Annotated in this window: 20 protein-coding genes; 15 read left to right on the top strand and 5 right to left on the bottom strand. The window is 41.8% G+C overall.

Translation table 11 applies throughout. The features are described 5' to 3' along the window. Positions 1 to 102 precede the first annotated feature (102 nt). Both AND4_RS16535 and AND4_RS16530 read left to right on the top strand, forming a co-directional pair. Positions 103 to 555, top strand: coding sequence for an antitoxin Xre/MbcA/ParS toxin-binding domain-containing protein (locus AND4_RS16535; RefSeq protein WP_009844122.1), 453 nt, complete (start codon positions 103 to 105; stop codon positions 553 to 555). A 1-nt stretch (position 556) separates the two neighbouring features. Continuing rightward, positions 557 to 1027, top strand: a complete 471-nt coding sequence (locus AND4_RS16530; protein WP_009844121.1) for an RES family NAD+ phosphorylase — start codon at positions 557 to 559, stop codon at positions 1025 to 1027. Here the strand turns inward: AND4_RS16530 and AND4_RS20555 are convergent. Both AND4_RS20555 and AND4_RS16525 read right to left on the bottom strand, forming a co-directional pair. After that, positions 1020 to 1142, bottom strand: a complete 123-nt coding sequence (locus AND4_RS20555; protein ID WP_009844120.1) for a hypothetical protein — start codon at positions 1140 to 1142, stop codon at positions 1020 to 1022. The two genes, AND4_RS16530 and AND4_RS20555, sit on opposite strands and share 8 nt — an antisense overlap. 26 nt (positions 1143 to 1168) lie before the next feature. Next, positions 1169 to 3016 (bottom strand): acyltransferase family protein, encoded by a 1848-nt coding sequence (locus AND4_RS16525; RefSeq protein WP_009844119.1) that lies wholly within the window; start codon positions 3014 to 3016, stop codon positions 1169 to 1171. Between the two features lie 829 nt (positions 3017 to 3845). On the opposite strand from AND4_RS16525, the gene AND4_RS16520 reads away from it, so the two are divergent. The 6 genes from AND4_RS16520 to AND4_RS16495 all read left to right on the top strand — a co-directional run bounded on the left by AND4_RS16520 (position 3846) and on the right by AND4_RS16495 (position 12561). Then, entirely contained in the window at positions 3846 to 5567 is a 1722-nt protein-coding gene (locus AND4_RS16520; protein ID WP_009844118.1) for a type I restriction-modification system subunit M, read from the top strand. Continuing rightward, positions 5557 to 6948, top strand: coding sequence for a restriction endonuclease subunit S (locus AND4_RS16515; protein ID WP_009844117.1), 1392 nt, complete (start codon positions 5557 to 5559; stop codon positions 6946 to 6948). The genes AND4_RS16520 and AND4_RS16515 overlap by 11 nt, the downstream gene beginning before the upstream one ends. Before the next feature lie 126 nt (positions 6949 to 7074). Continuing rightward, entirely contained in the window at positions 7075 to 10350 is a 3276-nt protein-coding gene (locus tag AND4_RS16510) for a type I restriction endonuclease subunit R (protein WP_009844115.1), read from the top strand. A gap of 286 nt (positions 10351 to 10636) precedes the next feature. Further along, a complete protein-coding gene (locus AND4_RS16505) occupies positions 10637 to 11068 on the top strand; it encodes a GNAT family N-acetyltransferase (RefSeq protein WP_009844114.1) in 432 nt (143 codons plus the stop codon). A 373-nt stretch (positions 11069 to 11441) separates the two neighbouring features. After that, positions 11442 to 12077, top strand: coding sequence for a hypothetical protein (locus AND4_RS16500; protein ID WP_009844113.1), 636 nt, complete (start codon positions 11442 to 11444; stop codon positions 12075 to 12077). 118 nt (positions 12078 to 12195) lie between these two features. Then, positions 12196 to 12561, top strand: a complete 366-nt coding sequence (locus tag AND4_RS16495) for a VOC family protein (protein WP_009844112.1) — start codon at positions 12196 to 12198, stop codon at positions 12559 to 12561. 116 nt (positions 12562 to 12677) lie between these two features. Here the strand turns inward: AND4_RS16495 and AND4_RS16490 are convergent, their stop codons facing one another. The 3 genes from AND4_RS16490 to AND4_RS19690 all read right to left on the bottom strand — a co-directional run bounded on the left by AND4_RS16490 (position 12678) and on the right by AND4_RS19690 (position 15486). Then, entirely contained in the window at positions 12678 to 12911 is a 234-nt protein-coding gene (locus AND4_RS16490; protein ID WP_009844111.1) for an ST-I family heat-stable enterotoxin, read from the bottom strand. 568 nt (positions 12912 to 13479) lie between these two features. Next, the gene (locus tag AND4_RS16485; RefSeq protein ID WP_043991805.1) at positions 13480 to 14673 is read right to left on the bottom strand and encodes an MFS transporter; all 1194 of its coding nucleotides are present in this window, start codon (positions 14671 to 14673) and stop codon (positions 13480 to 13482) included. 105 nt (positions 14674 to 14778) lie between these two features. Continuing rightward, entirely contained in the window at positions 14779 to 15486 is a 708-nt protein-coding gene (locus AND4_RS19690; RefSeq protein ID WP_009844109.1) for an AraC family transcriptional regulator, read from the bottom strand. A 920-nt stretch (positions 15487 to 16406) separates the two neighbouring features. Here AND4_RS19690 and AND4_RS16470 point away from each other — a divergent pair. The 7 genes from AND4_RS16470 (at position 16407) to AND4_RS16440 (ending at position 21112) form a co-directional block, all read left to right on the top strand. Further along, complete coding sequence (locus AND4_RS16470) at positions 16407 to 16706, top strand: DUF2004 domain-containing protein (RefSeq protein ID WP_009844107.1); 300 nt, start codon at positions 16407 to 16409, stop codon at positions 16704 to 16706. Positions 16707 to 16899: 193 nt separating this feature from the next. Next, positions 16900 to 17205: a hypothetical protein gene (locus tag AND4_RS16465; RefSeq protein ID WP_241210260.1), complete on the top strand. Its 306-nt coding sequence runs from the start codon at positions 16900 to 16902 to the stop codon at positions 17203 to 17205. 129 nt (positions 17206 to 17334) lie between these two features. Next, positions 17335 to 17664, top strand: a complete 330-nt coding sequence (locus tag AND4_RS16460; RefSeq protein WP_009844105.1) for a DUF2314 domain-containing protein — start codon at positions 17335 to 17337, stop codon at positions 17662 to 17664. Between the two features lie 623 nt (positions 17665 to 18287). After that, positions 18288 to 18902 carry a hypothetical protein gene (locus tag AND4_RS16455; protein ID WP_083796301.1) on the top strand — a complete coding sequence of 205 codons (615 nt, stop codon included), beginning with the start codon at positions 18288 to 18290 and terminating at the stop codon, positions 18900 to 18902. A gap of 392 nt (positions 18903 to 19294) precedes the next feature. Next, positions 19295 to 19579, top strand: coding sequence for a MazG nucleotide pyrophosphohydrolase domain-containing protein (locus AND4_RS16450; RefSeq protein WP_009843790.1), 285 nt, complete (start codon positions 19295 to 19297; stop codon positions 19577 to 19579). A 321-nt stretch (positions 19580 to 19900) separates the two neighbouring features. Continuing rightward, a complete protein-coding gene (locus AND4_RS20550; RefSeq protein WP_009844102.1) occupies positions 19901 to 20035 on the top strand; it encodes a hypothetical protein in 135 nt (44 codons plus the stop codon). Positions 20036 to 20188: 153 nt separating this feature from the next. Then, a complete protein-coding gene (locus AND4_RS16440; protein ID WP_009844101.1) occupies positions 20189 to 21112 on the top strand; it encodes a tetratricopeptide repeat protein in 924 nt (307 codons plus the stop codon). Positions 21113 to 21252 lie beyond the last annotated feature (140 nt).

The raw sequence follows: 21252 nt of genomic DNA, 5'->3' as shown, positions 1-21252 counted from the left end.
AGCGTGAGTCGGCACTTGTTGAGGCGATACTGTCTTCTATTATTGATAATTGAGCTCATATGGACCATAATAACAAGACCATTTGGTCTACAGGAGCTCAGCATGGCGACTGCAACATTAAAAAGCTTTAAACCAAAGCCGCCTCATAGGGCAAATTTCTGGTTTATGCTAGGCATTGAAGATGCCGAAACCGGTCGTACCGATGCGGTTCATAAAGGTTTTGAGCCAAAGGTATATCGCAATATCGTTGAGCGTGTGAAACTTTCTCAGAGTGAATTCCAACACATCACACTGATCCCGGTTAGCACGATCAAACGTCGACTTAAAAACGAAGAGCGTTTCAATACGCAAGAGAGCGACGCCATTTACCGCTTGGCCATGTTACTTAAACTTGCGACAGAGCTGTTTGATGATGAAGAGCGCGCGCTGGGTTGGATGCGAGAAAATGTATACGGTTTGGGTGGCAAGCGCCCTTTGGATATGGTTTCAACCACGGTTGATTTCGAAATCGTAAAAGATTTGATTGGGCGACTTGAACACGGGGTTTTCTCGTAACATGAAGCTCTATCGACTGACTCAAAAAAAATTTTCTGAATCTCCATTTAGCCCAATTGGCGCCAAGCTATACGGTGGTCGATGGAATTCAAAAGGAACCGAGGCTCTGTACTTTTCTCAATCGGAATCTCTCTGCTCGTTAGAGGTTTTTGTTCATGTCAACAATGATCCCGCGATCACCAAGCTCTACGATTTGTATCGTATAGAGGTGCCGGAATACTTAATCGCAACACTAGATGAAGAAGATCTGCCCGTCACTTGGCGCTCGATTCCTGCCAGTGAATCCACACAATACATTGGCGACCAGTTCCTTAACGATCCGCATCCCGAGTTTGCCGCGTTGCAAGTACCCTCGACGATCTCTCCGCGTGATAACAACTATGTGGTTAACCCGAATCACCCCAAGATGAAAGACATATTGAAGAAGGCAGAGAAACTCGATTTTGCTTTCGACCCAAGAATCTTTAAATAACAAGCCCAGCGTCTGGATCTCCAACAAGGAGTCGGTTACTGGCTACTGCACCGCGTTGTTTTCCTCGCTTAGCTTGGTTAAACAGGGAATCACGGCAAGACTGTGAATCCTGCATCTTGAAGTCACTGAGGATAGTGCGTTTTAATACTGCACGGCCAGCTGTGGGACGTTTTCTACTTTCTTCTGGTAGTTGCGTAGCACGATCTCTGCACCTTTGTAGGAAAGGTGGTTTGCATCGGTATACATAGCGTTGTTGTTACCGACTCTCATGACGCAATGGCCTTGCTGACAGATGTAGTGGGTAAGGTCGATAAACTCCACATGTTTGAATGGCTCAAAGTATGCTGCCAGCGCCGCCATGTGATCTTTGTGTGACGGCTTCAATGAGAAGTCGCATTCATTAACGGCATCGTCACCAAATAGCCGCGCCTTCCATAAACACTCGCCAATCGCATGCGGCGCGGAAGGTGTTGGGCCAAAGACGACAACCTCTCGATCTCCTAGCTCGTTCAACAGGCGAGTCAGTGAAGCTTGGTAAGATGGCTGGGACAATTCTTTGTTGAAGTTAGAAGAAATAACCACGCGACGGATGGAAGGGGTATCCCGAATGGTTTTTACTGCCTCAGTAAAAAAACGGCTGCAAGACAAATAGTTTGCACCTGGAATCTTATCAACATAGCCAATGGCGCAAGAATCCTGTGTGAGTTGAACCACCCCCGTAGGTGTCTCCTTGGCCAGTTCCTGAACAAACACCATGCTATGACTGTTACCCAGAACGGCGACGGTAGGCTTAGAAGACGAAGAGCAGGCATCATTAATGCCAGTGTTGCCGTTACAAGCGATGCCGTAACCATTATTCACCCGCATGGCTTCAAAAAACGCGCTGCGATCTGGAAAACCACCGTTTTTATGACCGACCACGCCAAAGGTCAACAGCGGTAGGGTGACCAATACTATTGAGGCAGCCAGTGTGGTCACACCGATTTTTTTACGGCTACGAAATGGCTTTTCAACAAAGCGCCAAGTTAAGTAAGAAAGCGTAATAAGAGTCGCGAGATAAAACGCGAAGTTAAATTCTTGCACCGAAGCCAGTAGGTATCGATAAAAGACCAACAAAGGAATGTGCCATAAATAGAGGCTATAACTGAGTAGCCCAATAAAAACGATGGGCTTGTAGCCTAATGCTTTACCGAGCGAACTGTCTTGGGATGAGAATAGAATGATCAACGCGGTACCAACCACAGGGACCAAGAGTATCAGGCCCGCACCATCTCTTGATTTGTCTAGCAAAATGGCCGAGGCGAGTATCAGAATCAAACCAATCATGACCAGGAAATTGCTGGGTTTTATCGTGGCTTTGCGCATGATTAGAGCGACAAGCGAACCTGCCATCAATTCCCAAGCGCGGGAAAAAATCATGTAAAACGCGAAGTCAGAGTCACTGCCTGCATACCAAATGGTGATTAGGCTAAGAACAAATGCCGCTAAGAAAAAGACCGCATAAGACATAAATTTGCTGCGAGCCAGCAGCATAAGCAGCAAAGGAATCACAAGGTAATACTGCTCTTCAACCCCTAAGCTCCAAGTATGAAAAAGGGGATTGGCTTGCTCTTCTAGCCCAAAATAGTTATGTCCTTTGAGATACAAGAGAAGGTTAGACGCTGACAGAATAGAAGAGACAGAAAATTCGCCCACCTCTTTGTGCGCATTGGGGAGAAATAACCACCAAGAGAGCAGATAACACGTCGCCACTACGAGCAACAACAAAGGTAATATTCTGCGAACACGACGTTCATAGAAAGCAGCAAGGCTAAACTGGTTTTTATCTAAATCGCTTATTATTAAGGTTGTGATTAAATAGCCGCTGATGACAAAAAAAACATCCACGCCAATAAAACCACCAGCAAATGTCTCTAGATCTGAATGGAAAAAAATAACCAGTAAGACTGCAATTGCTCTTAATCCGTCAATTTCTGCCCTGTATGTCATCGCCAATTACCCCCCAGCCAACACGTATCACACGCAAAATATGCACCAATATTTTGGCCTTTAAAATCAGTGTTTTAAAAATAGCTATGAAGATGAGAAGCGCTTTGCAGAATGACTTCTTATATTGAGTTTCAATTTGAAAGTGGAAACATGCTTTATGCTAGAGTCTATTCAAGAGCCCGGTCTAACTAAGTTTTGAACAAATCTTCCCTCTCAGGTGTTCTACTTTTTTTGCTCATTTAGATTCGCTTGATGCTGTAAGTGCTTAATGAATGCAGGGATTTTCTGGGGGCTGCAGCACCTTCCGAGCACTTGGCGAATAGATTCTGAATCACGCTCGTCCCTCGCTGTTCAGAATGACGATAAATTAAACAGTAGAGTAGTCAGAAAGCGTCATTCCAGCGAGCCTTAGCGAGACTAAGAATCTACTCTCAACGCGTTATGTTCTTACCTAGGTTCAAACACTCATTAAGAAGAAAAATTTCTATCGAGACGATTCAATATCCCTTTTGAAGGCTCAGTCTTTAAATTTTATGATGTGCGGTAAAGTGATAGGGGAAGTGAACATTTACTTGTGGCGTTTTGTCGTTACTAAGAGGCTTAACACAGGAATGCCCCGTGATTACCTTTTACCACTAAAAAATTGATAATAAAAACGGGTATCTTCTCGCTTGAACGCTTTTTCTGACCAACTCGTTTACCTTTGTTTTAAGCCATCGCGATGCGCGCATTGTTGCACAAAAAATCACCATCAAATAAGACATAAGTCAAAGTAAATTGATAGTTGACTGCTATTATGTGTGCATTGTTGCATATTAAGTAAACTCAAATGAACCAGCAAGAACAACTATTCCTGAAAGAGCTTGAAAGTAAGCTCTGGACAGCAGCAGAAAAGCTGCGCTCAACGCTCGATGCGGCACAGTACAAGCATGCCGTGTTGGGTCTAATCTTCGTTAAATACGTTTCTGATGCATTTAAGTTACGTCAGGATGAAATCAAAGCTGACCTCGCTAACCCAGATCATGAATACTACCTAGATCCAGCCGACTTCTCGGAAGAAGAACTGGCAGAAGAGATTGCCAATGAACTAGAAGTTCGCGACTTCTACACCGAGAAGAACGTGTTCTGGCTACCAACCGAATCACGTTGGCAGTTCCTGCAAGATAATGGCCCTCGTGTGATTGGTGGTGCAGACCTTGAGATTGACGGTCCAAATCAGTCAAAAGTCACCAAGAAAATCACTTCTGTTGGTCACCTAATTGATAACGCACTTGAAGGCATTGAACGTGAAAATCCCACAAAACTTAAAGGTGCGCTCAATAAGTCATATTCTTCATTAAAGATTGACCAAGCGAAGCTCAATGAGCTTATCAACCTGATTGCGACTATCCCATTTGTTCATGCTGATCTAAACAGCAAAGACATCCTAGGGCATGTATACGAATACATGTTAGGTCAATTTGCTCTTGCTGAGGGTAAGCGAGGCGGGGCTTTCTATACGCCTGCCTCTATCGTATCGCTGATTGTTGAAATGATTGAACCGTTTGAAGGCCGCGTCTATGACCCTGCAATGGGCAGCGGCGGCTTCTTTGTGCAATCGGAGAAGTTTATCGAGCGCAGAGCAAATCAAAAAGAAGTCGACCCGTTAACGCAAAAGCAGAAGATCTCTATCTACGGTCAGGAATACAACCACACCACATGGCAGCTCGCGGCGATGAACATGGCGATCCGTGGTTTGGATTACGACTTCGGTAAAGAGCCTGCCAGTACCTACACCAACGTACAGCACCCAGATCTTCGTGCTGATTTCATCATGGCGAACCCACCGTTCAACATGAAAGAGTGGAACACAGGTGTTGATGATAACGATCCTCGTTGGATCTACGGCAATCCGCCTTCGGGTAACGCGAACTTTGCGTGGATGCAGCACATGCTTTATCACCTTGCACCAGATGGCTCGCAAGCCTTGTTACTTGCCAATGGTTCGATGAGCTCCAGTACCAATAATGAAGGTGAAATCCGTGCTTCCTTGATTGAAAACGATTTAGTGGAGTGCATGGTGGCGCTGCCGGGTCAACTGTTTACCAACACCCAGATCCCAGCATGTATTTGGTTCCTAACCAAGAACAAAACCGCTCGCACTGATAAAGCAGGCCGCAAACTGCGTGATCGCAAAGGTGAAGTGCTATTTATTGATGCACGTAACCTCGGTTACATGAAAGACCGCGTGCTGCGTGATTTCACCCGTGATGACATTCAAAAAGTCGCAGACCTTTACCATGCTTGGAAAACAGGGATAGAAGTAAACGGCATCGCTTATGAAGACCAAGCGGGTTTCTGTAAATCAGCAACCCTTGACGAAATCACCAAGCACGATTTTGTATTAACTCCGGGGCGCTACGTTGGCGCTGCTGAAGAGCTAGATGACGGTATTCCATTCGGTGAGAAGATGGCTGCGCTAACCGCTAATTTAAGCGAGCAGTTTGCGGAGTCAGCAACGCTAGAAGCAGAGATCAAGAAGAACTTAGCGGGGTTGGGCTATGAGCTTTGATTTAATGACTTATGACCTCGGGGAGTTGGGTAGTCTTAAAAATGGAGCAAACTTTAATAAAAATGATGCAGGAGATGGTTGTCCTGTAATGAGTGTTAAGCAGCTTTTTAGAGGGCGTTATGTTGATACAGAAGGATTAAGTTCGATAAGAATTGGGACTTTAAAAAAGTTAGATGACTATCTAGTAAGAAAAAATGATCTGCTTTTTGCGCGGTCTTCTCTTAAAGCAGAAGGTTCCGGTCAAGTTGCTATTGTCAATGACTATCCAGAAAATTGTATTTTTAGTGGTTTTACAATCCGTTTTAGGCTATTCGATGAAAGCAAAGTAAATCCTTTATATCTTTATTATTTACTCCGTAGCGCTAAGTACAGGGAGATATTTGTCAGAATAACAACAGGCTCTGTTATATCGAACTTAACTCAAGCGACCCTTTCAAAGATACCAGTTGAGTTACCAAACAAGGAAACTCAAGACTATGTAGCCAAAATCTTAGATGAGCTAGACAGAAAAAATGAATTGGCTACAGCTACCAACCAAACCTTAGAGCAGATGGCACAAGCCATCTTCAAGTCATGGTTTGTCGACTTCGATCCAGTCAAAGCCAAGATGAACGGCGAACAACCGGAAGGTATGGATGCAGCTACTGCCTCGCTATTCCCAGAAAAGCTTGTTGAGTCTGAGTTGGGTTTGATTCCTGAGGGGTGGCCTGTTGATCAAGTCGGCAATCATATTGAGTTGACGAAAGGCAAATCATATAAAAGTTCTGAACTCCAAGAGTCAACAACCGCGCTAGTTACTTTGAAATCGTTTAAACGTGGCGGTGGCTACAGAATGGACGGCCTTAAGGAATACACTGGTACATACAAACCTCAACAGGTTATTGAGGCTGGTGATTTAGTAATGTCATTAACTGACGTTACTCAAGCAGCAGAGATTGTAGGTAAACCTGCACTAGTCATTGAAGCGCCACAGTATGACACGTTGGTTGCATCGCTTGATGTTGCGATACTACGTCCAAAAGAAACTGATGCTAAGCAATACTTTTATGGGCTAATGAGCACGTATCGCTTTCACCGCTATGCAGAGAGCTTTGCTACGGGAACAACGGTATTACACTTATCTCCAAAAGGAATCACAACGTTTGAGTTTGCCTGCCCAAGTACTGAACTAGTTAAGAAGTACCATGAGTTTGCTGCCCCAATCTTCGCCAAGATCGAAGCAAATATTTTGGAGTCTCAAGAGTTAGTAAAGCTCCGTGACACACTGCTTCCTAAATTGCTTTCCGGCGAAATCGAGTTAGAGACAAGCAAACCATTGATTGAGGCCATCCAATGGCTACCTGATTTAGAGACAAGCAAACAAGAGGCAGAGGCTGTCTAATGGCAACCCGAGTAGCCATGATCATAGAAACGCGTAAGGCGCACCCTGAGCAAAAATTGACGGCTTGGCTCGTTTATGGTCGCTAGATTCATCGTGATTGGGGACCAATAATAACGGAGAGTGGTCATGATTACAGAAAACCAACTAGAACAGCTCTGTCTTGATTGGTTCGTAGACCAAGGTTACCTCTACATAAAAGGCTACGATATCGCCCCTGACGGTGGTGCACCTGAGCGTGACGATTATCACCAAGTCGTGCTGAAACAGCGCCTACTTGAGCGTTTAGAGGTACTGAACCCCGAACTACCACAAGAAAGCTTGGCTGTGGTGGTCAACACGGTGAGCACCCCGGATACGCCGGTACTGATCAAAAGCAACCGAGTTTTCCATAAATACCTGATTGAGGGGGTGCCTGTTGAGTACACCGTGTATGACGATGGCGAAACTGGTCAGTTAGAGACCAAGACCAAGCACACCCATGCCCGTTTAATGGACTTTACCAATCCAGATAACAACGAGTTTCTGGTTGTCAATCAGTTCACCATTACAGGTAAAAAGGGCAACCGTCGCCCGGATATAGTGGTGTTCATTAATGGTTTGCCGATTGCGGTTATCGAGCTAAAAAATCCAGCCAAGACGCATTCTGATATTTGGAATGCTTATAACCAGCTTCAAACCTACAAAGAAGAAATATCGGATCTGTTTGTATTTAATGAAGCCTTGGTCATTAGTGATGGTGTCATTGCCAAAGTGGGGTCATTAACGGCAAATCAAGAACGATTTTTACCGTGGAAAACCGTTACAGGTGAAGATGATAAACCACTGCTAGAGTTTCAGTTAGAAACCATGGTGCGGGGGTTCTTTAGACCGGATTTGCTTCTAGATTACATTCGCTATTTCATCTTGTTTGAAACCGACCATGACAAAATGATTAAAAAAATTGCAGGGTATCACCAGTTTCATGCTGTTCGTGCTGCGGTAGACGCCACCGTTAAAGCAAAACAGGTTGATGGTGATTTACCTATGGTGGCTGAAAGTGTTGGGAAGTATCAAGTTCAAGCAACGAAGGGTTTAGAGAACATCAAAGCCGGCAGCGGTAAAGCTGGCGTGGTCTGGCATACTCAAGGCAGTGGCAAAAGTATCTCTATGGTTTGTTATGCCAGTAAGTTATTGCAGCAACCCGCGATGAACAACCCAACCATTGTTGTGGTTACCGACCGAAATGACTTAGATGGTCAGCTGTTTAATACCTTCAGTATGGCGAGCGAGACGCTAAAGCAAATTCCTCAGCAAGCTGATGATCGTGACGAATTGCGGGATTTGCTACTCAACCGTCAATCAGGCGGCATCATCTTCACCACGATTCAAAAATTTGCGTTATTGGCAGATGAAACAGAGCACCCTGTTTTATCTGAGCGTGCCAATATTGTGGTGGTATCGGATGAAGCGCACCGCAGTCAATATGGTAACAAATCTAGGTTAGTATCAGTCAAAGATGGGGATGATAATGTTATCGACGCTAAGTACGTGTACGGGTATTCGAAATACCTGCGTGATGCGCTGCCTAATGCTTCTTTCATTGGCTTTACGGGGACGCCAATTGCCGTTGATGACAAAGACACGCGTGGAGTGTTTGGTGAATATGTTTCTATATACGATATTCAAGATGCGGTCGATGATGGGGCAACGGTTCCCATTTATTATGAGTCGCGCCTCGCTAAGCTGGATATCAACCAAGCTGAAATCGAGCAGCTTAATGACCGAATCGACGATGAGATCGGTGAGGATGAAGAGACCGCGAGCCGAGAGAAAATCAAATCTCAATGGGCAACGCTTGAAAAGCTCGTCGGTGCAGAGCCACGCATCCTGCAAGTGGCTCAGGACTTGGTGAATCACTTTACAACGCGCACCGAAACGTTCCCCGGTAAGGCCATGATTGTCGCCATGAGCCGTGAAATCTGTGTTGATCTCTACAACGCGATTGTTGCGATTAAACCAGAGTGGCACAATGATGATCCCGCGAAAGGGGCCATTAAGATTGTCATGACAGGCAGCGCATCTGATAAACCTAAGATGCAACCGCACATCCATGATAAGAAAACCAAAAAGCTCTTCGAAGCTCGATATAAAGATACTCAAGATGAGCTTCAATTGGTCATTGTACGTGATATGTGGCTAACAGGCTTTGATGCGCCGTGTTGTCATACCATGTATGTCGATAAGCCAATGAAAGGTCACAACCTGATGCAGGCTATCGCACGTGTAAACCGCGTTTTTAAAGATAAACCGGGCGGTCTGGTGGTTGACTATATCGGCATCGCCAATGAGCTAAAAAACGCACTCAAAACCTACACCAATAGCCAAGGTAAAGGGCAACCAACGGTTGATACAGCCGAAGCCTTTTCGGTACTGATGGAAAAGGTTGATATCGTTCGCGGTATGTTTGCTACGCCAGTTGATGGTAAGGTATTTCACTACCGTCCTGACTTCGAAACTGAGGCGTTACGCTTGCTGCCGGGCGCGGTAAATCATCTGTCGGGTTTGTCACATACCGATAATAAAGGCCATGAAGTGCGCGATGGCAAACGCCGTTTTCTTGATGTGATGGCTGCGCTTGGTAAAGCGTATTCGTTGTGTAATACCATGGATGAGACGTGTGGTTACAAGAACGAAATCGCTTTTTATTCTGCGATTAAAGCTGCGTTTATGAAGCACTCAACCGTCGATAAAAAGCGTACGGATGAAGAGCGCAATACGGCGTTGAAGCAGATCCTCGATAATGCTGTGATTGCAGATGGCGTCGATGATATTTTCTCTATGGTTGGTCTTGATAAGCCTAACATCGGCTTGCTTTCTGAAGAGTTCTTAGAAGATGTGAAGAATTTAAAAGAGCAAAACCTCGCCGTCGAGCTGCTCGAAAAGCTTTTGCGTGATGAGGTCAAAGCACGAATGAAAAACGATGTGGTGCAAGAGAAAAAATACTCAGACCGCATTTTGACGACGTTAAACAAATACCATAACCGCAGCATCGAAACCGCACAGGTTATTGAAGAGTTGATCAAATGGGCAAAAGAGATGGCTGCTGACGCTGAGATGGCGGCAGGGTTGAATCTGTCAGCTGATGAAATCGCTTTTTATCGAGCATTAGTCGCGAATGAAGCATCGGTTCGAGAGTTAGGTGATGATAATCTTCGTCAATTAGCCATTGAATTAACCATACAGCTGCGCCAATCAGCAACCGTTGATTGGCAAAAGCGAGAAAGTGTCCGTGCTCGAATGCGTAACCTTGTTCGTCGATTACTGCGCCGCTGGAAGTACCCGCCAGATGCGGCAGAGGAAGCCATTAAGCTCGTACTTGAGCAAGCTGAGGTACTCGCAGACGGATGGTATAAGCAAAGATAAAGGCAAGGCCTCACCGTTGCCTTTTGAATCTCTATTCAAAAATGGCTTTTATACTAAATCGAATGGTCACACTCTCGAGGCAAACATAGAATCCACACTGGTCAAATTTGGGTTTGGATTCTTACAAAAATCACATTATTAACCGCATTATTTATTTCAACTTAAACAACAGCAGCATTCCTCTTTTACTTTTCGCTAATCTATTGATTCTTAATTGAACCACGATAAGAAAGGTTGCATCATAGTTAAATGAAAAACGGCATTTAGCCGTCAAAATGGAGAAAACATGGAAGTCCAATTTTTAGAGAAAGACTCTGATTATGAGCCAGTCTTAGAGGTGTTGTTACAGCTTCGCCCAAGCTACAACTTAGATACTTTGTCCGCTCAGATCGAGAAACAGAAATCCAATGGTTACCAAGTTGTCTATGTTAAATCATCAGAAGGTATACTTGCGGCAGCGGGCTTTAACGTGGGTGAAAAGCTGGCTTGGGGTAAGCATATTTACATTGAAGATTTGGTAACTAATGCTCAATTTCGTTCGCGTGGAGTTGGTAAATTTATAGTCGATTGGTTTAAAGCATACGCCTTAGAAAGCGGTTGTGAACAAATACATTTGGATTCTGGTGTTCAGCGTTTTTCTGCGCATAAGTTCTACTTGCGGGAAGGCTTTAATATCGCAAGTCACCACTTTTCTATGGTTAAGATCCAAGACGACTAACAAAAGGCTATGGTTTCAAGATACTTTGTTTACCTAATCTGATGCAACTAAGTCATTTGAGTTAACAAGGTTTTTGTCCAGAGTCTGTATAGACCTGAATTTTTACCCTTGGCGCTTTCTAGCTTAGAAATGCCCAATTTCCTTTTCAGCGCGAATATCGACTCAAAATCTTAGACTGTACGTTTGCCTTACCTGTAGTTATTCGATGCAGTGCCGAATCAGGATTTTTCAAAATTATGAGCCACAGAGCTTTCTAACTTGTTTTTATATTTGCTATCTTATTGACTTGTAATTGAAAATAAAGAAGGCATTGTTTATGAAATACGAACAATTGCCGTACAGAAAGCGTTAGGGTTCTAGGAGGGAGTTCCAGATGATACGACAAATGGCTTGGGCATTTCTTCGCCTCGGAGTTGCTTTATTTCTTTATCTGCCCGTAGCGTATGCGTTATTTCTACTTATCCAAACATCTAGCCCTCGCTTCCTAGAAATGAACTGGGAAGCTTATGCTTGGTTGACTGCATTGTTATTAGTTGTAGGCTACTGCTTTCTTCGCATTGCACGTACAAAAGAATTTGGGAAATTGTTCATAGTTAGTGTTCTTGGTGTCTCTGTATTGATGATGTATGAAGGTCAGTATTACACAGTCGGTGCCCAGAAATTATCCGCAAATGCCTTGTATGTGGCATTCCTGCACTTTATTCCCGCAATTCACTTTGTAGCCCCTTCAGTATGGACAAGACCGCTGTTGTTTTTACTTCCAGTTAGTGCGTTAAGTTGGTTTTTACGAATGTCTATATACCAACCAATTTGCTTTTTATATGAACTATATCTTAGTAAACCAACGTTGAGTCCAGAGAAGTATGATAAGGTTTTTGAATCAGTGCTTCAAAGCGTCCCAACAACGTTTCTTGGTGGCTTAATGGCATTTGGCTTACTAATTCCATATTGGTTTGCTCTGTACGGCACTAACCCAGCTAAAATTTACAGAAGCCTAACTAACAATTAAAGAGCGATTCGCAAACGAGTGCCGAACTCGCTATCGTTCAACCATGGCAAACATTCACTCACAGCCATAGACGACGTTAATTACTTCTCAGCAGGGCGTTAGGAAAATGGAGATAAAAATGGCAAACCTGAATACAGTAGAAATAAAATCGTTTGTGCCCGCTCAGGACTTTGAGCTTTCGCAGCGATTTTATCAGACGATAGGCTTTGAAATGGTGTCTGAGTTTGACGGCATCGCTTATTTTAAATCTGGCTCTTGTTCTTTCTTGCTCCAAGACTTCTATGAGCCTGTCCACTGCAACAACTTTCTAATGCACCTGCTAGTTGAAGATGCTCAAAGCTGGTACTCGTTTATTTTAGGTCTAAATCTAGACAAAGAATTTGGTGTAAAGGTCACAGAGCTTATTGAGCAACCTTGGGGAATGCTCGAGTTTTGTTTAACCGATCCCAGTGGTGTGTTGTGGCGCATAGGAGAAAATCAGTAGTCTAATAAGCGTAAAGATTTCAAGATACTTCTTCTACTCCAAATTGTACGGATAAAAAAGAGCACAAGCATACTTTTCAAGTGTGTTTGTGCTCTTGAATTACCACGGGCTCATTATTATAGGCAGCCGTAACAAGCAGGGTTACAACAAATTTCACAACAATCAATCACATTTCCATATTCATCAGTTTGTTTAGAGAAAGAACAATCTGTTTTTTTATTCAATTCGTCAATAGTCGCTTTACTTTCAGTTATTTCGGTTTGAGGAAACTGCGGAGCTCTGTCTTCAACTGTTTGACTGAAAGCAGTAGGTGAAAGTGATAGAATTAACGTTAAAAGTAGTGTTTTCATCAGTGTAACTCCTTTTATGGGGGGGTTTTTCTATATTATTCTAATGCGCTTTTGGAAACTGTGAACAATATGTACTATGTTGCATATTGTCTGTGAGTGTTAAACATTGCTCTGGCAGTGTCTGCCTTTCAATCTAGATCAATGCAATGTGTTTACAGAATGTGGATTTGTGTTGCATAGCAACTAACTGGGCTGTAGCCGTTAAAATAGACAGTTCACAAAGAGTTTTCTGATACTAAACGTTATCCGCAGTTTTCTAATTTAAGCAAAAATATTGCTCGATAACACAGTTAATAAATAAAATAATCTGTGGTAGGGGGACAATTTAAAATACCGTGGCCGTAGTGAAATTAGTTTGTACAATACCTTTTCTCTAAAGATAGGTACGAAAAATAATATTTTTGTAAATAAGGCTGTTTGGCGATGATGAAATAATATTGGGCAACTATATAATACAAGTTAAAGCTTTCCAATAAGCCGTAAATAAATAACCATCAAGCAACATTTGATTAGGGTCTCATTTTCATATCCCCTAATAGATAGGTTTAGGGGATATGGTTAAACCAAATTAAGATTCAGCGAGCACTAAGTTTTTAGATTGCTGACGAAACAATATAATTAATGCGATTCCGGTGAATAGAGACAAAATCCAGCTACTGATTACCATCACTCCGTGGGTGGCTGGAACAAAGGATAAACAAAACGTAAAACCAAATGCTCCAACCATCTGCAATGCACCATAGATAGCACCAACCTGACCTTTGTGATTAGGAAACAAATATAATGCTGATACGCCCGCGACTGCTAATAAAAAAGCTGAGCCAAATGCCATTGCAGAAAACCCAATCAACATTAATAAATAACTATGGACAACAAGGCTTAAAGTGATGACAGCACAACTTACAATTTGAATAAGGCTTCCATAAACTAGTGTCATATTTTCACTGATACGGTGTTTTAAAAATTGAGTCCATATAAATCGTGAAGCAACACTACTCACAATCAAAACCATTGATCCAATGCCGTAGTCTGCAGCCGTTAAATCAAATTGATGTTGAGCCACAAAAGAGCCCGTCACTTGAAAGAGTAATATACAACTGGTCCCACTAAACATCATTGTCAAATAACACAGAAAAGTGACATTTGATGCAATGAGGGCATAATCTTCTAGTATCTGTTTAGGCTTTATTGCGTCGGGGTTCGTCTTACGGATCGTTTCACGTTTAATAAATGCGATAATCAATAGCGTAGCAATCGATAAGCATGCCATAAACACAAAGTTACTATGCCAACCAAAGTGCTGAGTCAGATACCCTCCTAAAATGAGCGTTAAACCGGGTAAACTCATAAAAAAAATACCATACCAAGCAAGTATCTCCATGAGCTCTGTTTTCTCGAAAGCGTCTTGTAGTATCGTTCGACAAAGCAAATAGAGACCGCCAACCCCCAAACCCTGGATGATCCTACCGATCAACAAAACCTCTATGCTATCAGCCAAAAGGCATGTCATTGAACCAATAACAAAAACAAAAGATGAAAGCAGCGCTATTGGCTTTCTCCCATAGCGCTCAGAAAGCGGACCACAGATAAGTTGACTACAGGCTAAAGCGATAAAAAATAGACTTAAAGTCTGTTGCACCAGCGCCTCAGAGGTTTGAAGTCCACTTTGTATATCCGGAAAGCTCGGTGTATACATACTTGACGAAAAAAAGTAGATCGATGCCATTAGGACACTGATAGCTATATTAGTTATTTTGGACAATTGTTTTCCCCATAACATTAAAACAGATCATCAGGTTAAACTGATTACGCTGCTAAGGTTTTGGATGAAACGACACTCGGTTTACAACTTGCGCCAAATTTAACATTAACGAGACTTTTTCTGATGCTCTTTAAATGCAGTAGAAAATGAAGATAAGCTAGAGTACTCGAGTTCAAATGCAATATCAGTTGCGCTAATGCCTGCTGCCATCATTTTTTCAGCGCGTTCCATTACAACTTTTTGGCGAATATCTCTGAAAGACGTTTTAAAATTAGAGAGAAAAAGTCGGTTTAAAGTACGCACAGAGGCACCGGTTTGTTTGGATATATCTAAAATAGACAATTTGATACTTGGCTTGTTTGATAGTGCGTCGATTACTGGTAGTAGTCTTCGATCCATTCCTTCCTTTGCAATTAGGGGCTTATTAGCTGTTTTACAATAGGTACATTGATCGATGAGAACATGAATATAATGAGATTCAAGATCTGGTTCTGGGCCACCATTTTCCCACAAGCTAAATAGTTGAGTAACGATGGGGGATACATCTAACATACATATTTCAGTGAGATCAGGAATTGATGTTAGAGGCAGGCGAAGTAAAGAGACCTGAGATTGTTTTAAGAAATCAGCACAATGTGGCACACCGGCTGGAATATAAATTAAAGACCCCGGCATAGAGAGTAAACTATGCTTATCAGTAGAAAGAATCTGACAACCTTGATGTATAAAAGCGAGAAGTGGGTAGTCATGGCTATGTAACTCGCTCGAATGATGAGATTCATGATATGCCACAATAAGTTGATGCTCGTTCAAATTAATTATCTCGTCGACTCTTTCATTAATATACTATCTAGTATAAACATATTTTCGTTCATCTTCTCTAGTTCATTGATTCTAGTGTTCTAAACCTAACTCTTAGAACAAAACAATGATTTATATCTTACGGTAACACCTATCGAATACACGACAATCAAATTTATAGCCCCCATGGATGGGTTTAATCGAAAAAGAATTATATCGACAGGCGACGACGTCGGAACTGGTCCATTATGCTCTAATTCAATCCCAAATCAGGTCAATTTAGGTTTTTTGGAGGATGGGCGTATCTGAAATTGCGAAAACAGCCTGAAGGTGTTCATTAAACCCCCGTGTTTAGATTGTAGAGCAGTAGTTAGGTTAGTCAGGCACTCATTTTGACGTGAGTTAAGCCTCGATTGTTCAGTTAAAGAATCATTGAGATTCCTCACCTTTAAATTGTGATTCATCTCTGAGAGATGGCTAAGTGCTCTCATCACGCGCGCGGTCATCGCAGGAACAAGTTTCGTCTCATCCGTTACGCCTAACAGTAAAGTAAAGCATTTGCCATACTTATAGTTATTCATAATTCGCTAATGTTCCGTTATTTGAAACTGATTTTTGCCCCAAAGTTACTTAGAATAAATGCTCTGCACATTTTAGGGGACGTTCGTTTTCCCTACCAAATCTAATCCGATGAATGAGAGACAGACCAAGCTTGTTTTGGGCGTACGTAGGTTGAAAATTGTATTACTCCGAAGCCGCCGGAGTTATACCGAAACTTTCGGCAATTTCTGAAGTTCACATCCTAGACGCTAGGCAATACGGGCATTAGATTGAGCTTGAGTATAATTAGCGTTACTATTGGTTGCATATAATTACGGAAAAAGTCCGTCGATAAAGCGTTATGTTTTTCTCTATATAAGCGGAGTATTGGAATGGATAAAAAAGTAGAGTTGGCTCTAGAAGCTATAAAATCCTCTCACGGTACGGAATCGGGCGAATATGGTATCGATTTGTTTGTATCGCATCATTTAGATGAACTCCCTAAAGCGGTATGGCTAGAAATTTTAGGCAAAGAAAATCCGAGCTTTAATGACATTTTGTCTGTGCTGGTAGTCGCTTACATGGAAGATGACGTCTATGATTTTACTTTGCCCAATGATGTCACAAATTATCTAATAAGCGTTTCATTTGATGAAAATGGTCAAGTTTCTGATATTTCGATGGAAAGCTGAGAATGCAACAGACTACTTAAGACGGATTATCAACGCTGGGCGATTTTAGTTCTAGTCTGGTACAGTGCTTAAGGTGGTTAGTTTAAGTATCGTGGTTGCGTTGCTAGCCACTTAGCAGGGCGTTAGTTTTCTTTTGGAGTTTGCAGTGATAAATATTCCATATTATTGGTTAAATTTTATATCAGATAACAACTTGAGTAATAAGTCATTTGAGATCCCAGATGATTTCGATTTGTCTGGGTTAGGTGCAGATTTTAAGGTCTTTACGTGCTCGGATATTGACGATGAAACTAGTAATTATTATCCGGGTATTAACGTCGTTAAATCTGGGTACATAGCTGTCGCTTGCTGTTTGTGTGGTTCTGGTGACCCATACTTTATTAATGTTAATGACGGTGAAAGTGGGAAGCTATATCGAGTTTACCACGACGATAACTCTATCGATATTGTTGTAAATAATTACAAGGATATCTTGAGGTTTTCTGAACCGGAAAACTAACAATCTGTTTAAGATTGATTCACAATACGTGGCATTTTTACTATGCGTTGAATTTAGTGATTAAGGTGGTATGCGGCAGCTTCGGTATTGTGTGCCTCACACCTCACAAGGCTATGTGTAGGAGGCAGTATGGAACTAGCAACATATAAAAAAGATGGTTACTTTCTTGAGGATGGAGAGTTACTTAGCAAAGAATATCCTGACACGTTTGGGGTTCCTAGTTCTGTCGCCCGATCTTCAATTAAGTCAGGGTCTATTGTTAAGCTTATCTTCAATATGCTTGACCCTGACTCCGAAGAAGGGGTTTCTATTGAACGAATGTGGGTGGAAGTCAAAGAGCTAGAGAAAGGCTTATATGTAGGTACATTGGACAACGATCCATATGGGAACGTATTACTAAAATGCGGTGATGATGTCGTATTTGGTCCTGAGCATATTATTGATATCCACGAAGAATAAACATATGAAAAGTAAGGATTAAGCGTTGCGTAGCCAACGTTAAATCCCAAGTGTTGAACAAGCCCGAGCCTTTATATAGGTAAATTGTGCGATCTGCTCTAGAAGGGTGGCGGCCTTGTTGCTTTTCTCAAGGCGATCGCGATCTTGGAAAGGCAGAGGTTACGACACATCATCCGGTGCGTTCTGCACGTCAAGTTTTGCTATTTGCCATAGCTGTAGTTATTCATGATTTGCTAATGTTTGGTTTTCCGAAACTCATTTCTGTCCAGAGGCTTCATAGACCTGAATTTTTACCCTTGGCGCTTTCTAGCTCGAAAGTGCCCCAAAGTGTGTTAAAGCGCATGAAGTTATCATGAGAACTATTTTGGCAACAGCTTGTTGGCAAATTGTCTAACACTTATTCGTGCAGCAGGCTGATACATATTTGGCTTGTCAATTCATGTTATACAGAAAAAATCTGTATTTAGTGATGTATGCACACAACTGTAGATCTTAAATCATTGTTATTCATAGTAAAAAAGATGTATCGTTTACGTCATTAAGATACTAGAAAGAATAATTCTATATTTAAGTACAGAATTATTCTGTCTAATATAGTTGTTATGCGAATACGGAGTAAATTGATGCAACGATATCCTAAAATAGTACAGCCATCAGGCTCTAATATGTGTGGAGCATATAGCTTAGTGGGGGCGTTAAGTACCCTTGGATGTTTTGATTCATTCGAGCCTGTTGTAATAAATAAGCTAGATCTGAAAAGTCTGACATTTACTGAAAAATCGATCCGCATACAGCAAGAGCATAGCTTAGACACTATTGCAAAACTCGTCTATGAAGTTACAGGTATCATTCCTGAAACTGCACAGCATACGTTCGCAAATGTTAGGAATGGATTGAATTCTATTGTTGCGATGGCTTATGTCGCCAAGAAATTTGGTTTTTCAACATCTGTAATCGTGAAAGATATGGACACTTTCCAAACATTGTCTAGTTTCTACCCTCAGGAACTTAAGCTTGCTGAAGCTCAAAATCTTAAAATTGAGTTGGGCTTAAGTATGCAGGGTTCTTCGACGGTATTACTGCCAACTATTGTGCACAATACAGGTGAGAAGCACAGTGTGGCTTTGAGTGAACAAGGCTTGTTTGACCCAGCTGACGGTTCGGTTAGTGAAGTACCACCTTTGTCAGTTTGGGGTAATTGGCTAGGTGTAGCTTTAAAAGTGGAGAAATTCGCATAACAAACGTTTAAGGCTCAAGAAACTTTCTCTAATGTTCACGGAACTAGTTAAAGCTTCGAATCTAACTCACTTTTGTCCAAGAACTTCTCAGGTTGAATTTTTACCCGTGGCACTTTCTAGCTCGAAAGTGCCCCATTCCTTCTCAGCGCAAATATCTACTCAAAATATTAGACTGTACGTTTGCCTTACCTGTAGTTATTCGATTAAGTGCCGAATCAAGCTTTTTTAAAATTATGCGTCATTTAGTGGTTTATACTCAGCAAATCTCATTAACTTATTGATTTTTAATTGAACTGTGATCGAAAAGGCTGCATTATAGGACGATAAAAGACGGCCAAAAGCCGTAAAGAAAGAGTTATAGGCTTTATTGCAAATGATTCAAAAAGGACGTTATGAAGTTATCTGAGTTACAAATTCATATAAAAGAATTCGATTTTGCGCCAGAGCAATCTGAACACTATTTTTTAAAACTAATCGAAGAAGTTGGTGAATTATCGGAATCTATTCGCAAAGGTAAACATGGGCAACCAACGCTAGATGAACTCAAAGGTTCAATAGCAGAAGAGTTATATGACGTGTTGTATTATGTTTGTGCTTTAGCCAATATTCACGGTGTAAACCTCGAGAAAACACATGAACTCAAAGAAGTGTTGAATAAGGCTAAGTACAATCGATAGGACGCGTATACATATGGTTCAAGAGTGATTCGGCACGCGTGGCATTTTTACCATGAGTTAGGTTTATTGGCTAAGGTGATATGCGGAGGCTTCTGTATTGCTAGCCTTACACCTTAACAAGGCGTTTATGGAGTAATAATGGAAAATAATTCGGATTGGAAACTGAGACTTAGATATGGAAAGGATCAGACTCCCTACACTCATTTCACTGTGTTAGGGGATGGTACAGTTGTCGACAATTCACACGGTTTTGACTGTCCTGTTGGCCCCGCGTTTATGGCAATTAAAGTTTGAGCGCTAGATTTTGATCAAGCTTGTGACATGTTAAACGTTATTGGTGAACAAGTGGGATTTCATATTAAAGGAAAAGTTGAGATTTATAATACAGAGCCTGAAGAACCGCCAAAAGAAAATCCTTTTGGCTATGGAATAGACTTTACGCCTTACAGAGAATAAATTCGAACATAATAAGAGACTATGGTTTCAAGATAATTTTTCATACCTGATCTTGATGCAACTAAGTCATTTATGTCCAAAGGTGTGCTGTGGGGAAATAAAACACGAAAGCAATCATAACTATTTCTATCAACAAATTAATCGTCAACCTGAATGAAAATGAAGCTTAAAGTCAAAAATATATTACGGAAACTGTCCAGTCTTAGTTTGTCAATTCGCGGCCTTGTTACTGAGAAAGTCAAAAAGAAAGAGAAAGTAGCGTATTTACCCCCAGTTGTGAAAGAAGAAGATATTGATATTGTTGGTATTTATTATTCAGAAGCAGCGCTCGGAAATGCCGACGCGCAATTTAATCTTGCTTCGATTTATGGCACTGGACGTGGTGTACCGCAAGATTATAAAGAAGCCTTTAAATGGTGCTGCCTAGCCGCAGAGCAGGGGGTACTTGCTGCCGAGTTTACCCTCGGGGTCATGTATGCGCATGGTCAGGGAGTAAAAAAGAATTATCAAGAGTCAATTAAGTGGTTTACCAAAGCTGCTGAGAAGGGAGACGCTGAAGCACAATACAATCTTGGAGTTGCGTATGCAAATGGGCTTGGGGTTCCACAAAGTGATATGGAATGGGTAAAGTGGATAAGAAGATCCGCAGATCAGGGGGATGCACAAGCACAACATTTCCTCGGAGAAATGTATCGAGAGGGAAAAGTGGTCACGCAAAGCGATGAACAATCAGTAAAGTGGTACCGTAAAGCTGCTGAGCAGGGAGTAGCGCAAGCACAATTTAATCTTGCGCTTATGTATCAAGATGGGCTGGTATGCCAGAGAAGTGATAAAGAAGCCATGAAGTGGTATTACGAGGCAGCAAAGCAAGGGCATGCTGCAGCACAAATGAATCTCTCAATTTGTTATGCTGAAGAGCATGATTTTTATTCATCCTATGTTTGGGTACTGTTGGCTAAACATAGCGGGTACGAAGTGGATTTGGATGACTTTACCTTCCAAGTCGATATTGATAAGACTAAAGCACAGGAAACCGCGCAGCGATATCTTGATTCGGACTATAATGATTGCGTTTAAAGAATGTTACGGAGCCCGAATATTTTTCAATTCTATACTAGAAATTTACTCAAAAGAGATTTAATACCATCTCGATGGATTGAATAACTTCTTTGCTAATATGTGTCAGCCAATCGTTTCTTAACTTTGAAAGAGTGTGC

Origin of the sequence: Vibrio sp. AND4 (genome assembly GCF_000171815.1) — a bacterium.
In the GTDB taxonomy this organism is placed as follows: domain Bacteria; phylum Pseudomonadota; class Gammaproteobacteria; order Enterobacterales; family Vibrionaceae; genus Vibrio.
The sequence above is the reverse complement of the archived record's forward strand: the minus strand, read 5'-3'. Positions and strand labels throughout refer to the sequence as shown.